The 2,236-nt window shown below is 65.7% G+C and carries 5 protein-coding genes; all 5 read left to right on the plus strand.

The window, feature by feature from the left end:
- A partial coding sequence (locus tag DEI89_RS17185) for a hypothetical protein (protein WP_220034557.1) occupies positions 1-381 on the plus strand: 381 nt, incomplete at its 5' end.
- Positions 374-688 (plus strand): hypothetical protein, encoded by a 315-nt coding sequence (locus DEI89_RS17190; RefSeq protein ID WP_110905273.1) that lies wholly within the window; start codon positions 374-376, stop codon positions 686-688. The genes DEI89_RS17185 and DEI89_RS17190, both read left to right, overlap by 8 nt.
- Before the next feature lie 10 nt (positions 689-698).
- Entirely contained in the window at positions 699-1,694 is a 996-nt protein-coding gene (locus tag DEI89_RS17195) for a hypothetical protein (protein WP_146236849.1), read from the plus strand.
- Between the two features lie 17 nt (positions 1,695-1,711).
- Positions 1,712-1,987 carry a hypothetical protein gene (locus DEI89_RS17200; RefSeq protein WP_146236850.1) on the plus strand — a complete coding sequence of 92 codons (276 nt, stop codon included), beginning with the start codon at positions 1,712-1,714 and terminating at the stop codon, positions 1,985-1,987.
- Between the two features lie 52 nt (positions 1,988-2,039).
- The coding region (locus tag DEI89_RS17205) for a hypothetical protein (RefSeq protein WP_146236851.1) at positions 2,040-2,236 on the plus strand (197 nt) is incomplete at its 3' end.

A 2,236-nucleotide genomic window follows, 5' to 3' on the forward strand; every position in this document is an offset into this window, starting at 1 on the left:
GCCTACGCAGCCACCGGTTGGACGCTGTACGGTGCAGACCTCACCCTTGACATGGGTCATCCGTTCGGGTCGATGTTTTACCGCAACGACGAAGACGGCCGTGTCCTGCGAGTCGGGGTGAAGTGGCATCCGCGGGTGCAGCAGCTGGAGTTCCCGGCGCTGCACCCGTCGAAGCCGGAACTCACCTCCGACTGCACGGACGAGGAGGTCGCCGCAGTCGTTCTCGATGCTCGGAGTCGGATAGGGACGCTTGTCGCGATCAACGCGCAGATCGGGTCGTTCGTCGCCACCGAGGAGAGCGAAAACGCGATCCTCGACGCGTCCGGTCTCGGACTGGAGCGCCTGTCAGAGGATGACCCGCGGTTGGCTGTCGATGCCTGAGCGCCTATCGCCGCGGTTCGAGCCGATCCCGTTGCGGCTGCTGTCGTTGACTGCGCAGTTCGACGCCGCCATCTGGCCAACCTTGGCAGGACTGACGTTCACGAACTCGACGGGAACCGCGGTCCTGCAACGGCATGTCGCCGTTCGACCGTCGGACTGCGGGTGGACGTTCACTCTCCTCAACGGCACGCAGCTCATCGAGCCTGCTGACCCGTTGGTGGAAGCGGCGACCCAGGTGATGAACGTGTTACTGGAACTCCGGTCGATGTGTCGCGGCGTGGATGCGGTCGGCCCTGCTGATGTCTGACCGGAAGTGGGTGCAGGACATCCGGCAGCAGCAGACCGCCTTGTCGTTGCCGTTCGGGCTCGGTTGGACCATCGACATCACCCAGACGCTGACCGCCCTCGCCGCCGCCGGTATGCCCGCCCGGGTGGAGTCGTTCGACCGGCTCCGGTTCGAGGACGGCCGGACTGCGTTCCTCGCCACACCAGACCCGACAAGCACCGCCGAGGACGGGGCTGGGGACGGCCGCCACGACGATGTGGTCCTCCTGCCAGGTGGATCGGAGGGCGGAGTCCTGTCGCTGGTGCGCCGGTATCCGGACTTGGTGGTCGTTAATGGGAAACGGCAACGCGTCTGGGCGAACGGCCGGCAAGTGCACGGAACGTCAATGCAACGAGACGCGACACCGGGCTGGCGGACCGTATTCGCTATCGCCCGGACCATCGCGATGCACGGTGGTGGCACGCATGCCGTCGCAGAACATATCGGCATCCCGGCGGACGACGTCCGTGCAGTCATGCCGACCCTTGGGCAGCATGTGTTCCATACGCCGTTGGGGTGGGAAGCGACGGACCGGCCCTCGCTCATCGACTGGGCTCTCGCCGCCTACCCGGGCCCCGGCGGAGTGCGCACCTGCTGGCACCGCGACGACACCATCGACACGCAAGCAGACCAGCTCATCGCGTTGAGCGGGATGATGTCGGACCGGTGGGCCGCGCAGCAGTCCGGCGTCCTGGTCCCGCCGAACCGGCTGACCGCGTTCTTCGGGAAGCATCCCGACATGCAGGCGCTTGGCTACGAGCCCGCATCAGCGGATGACGCCACCGTGGCGGTCGTCATCCCGCAGGACACCACCATCCTCACCGCGACCAATCAGGGGTGCTGCACGAATGAGTTCATCACCGCGCACACCATCTACGAAGACAGCTGGGTGGACGTGAACACCGACGCCGTGAACGGGCTGCGGCAGCTGCTGCACTTCCAAGCGGACCTTTCCCACGACCTCCGCTGGCACCCCTCCGGCAGCTGAGAAGAACGGACCCGATGATGTTGCAGCTGCTGTCCATGACGTTGGCATTCGACGACACCCGCTTCTTCGGCTCCGTCATGTTCACCAACCCCACCCGCCCCAACCACAAGCCCTCAGTCATCCTCATCGACCACGCCGACGAAGCTCCGTGGTTCCGGCTCAACAACGTCGACCCTGACGCGCGGGACCCGTCGGATCCCGCAATGGCGGAAGCGGACCGGATCATGCGGTTCATCCTCACCTGGGCGCCAGAACGTCTCGGCCGCACCCGCCCCGACCCTCAGCAGCACTAACAGGCCCGGCTGCTGTCTCGACTTCTTGGAGGTACTGACGATGATGCGTCTGGTGTCCATGCACCTCTCGAACGACCGGATCCTCTGGGGACACGTCCTCCTCGAGGACACCGACAACCCGGACGCGCACCTGGCGCAGATCCTCGTCCGCCCCATCGATGTCGAGCCCGGGTACGAGCTCTACGACAAGCACAACACGGTCCTTTCAGACCTGACGGTGCCGGCGGTACGGGAAGCGAACCGCATCGT

Source organism: Curtobacterium sp. MCBD17_030 (assembly GCF_003224255.1).
Lineage (GTDB): Bacteria > Actinomycetota > Actinomycetes > Actinomycetales > Microbacteriaceae > Curtobacterium.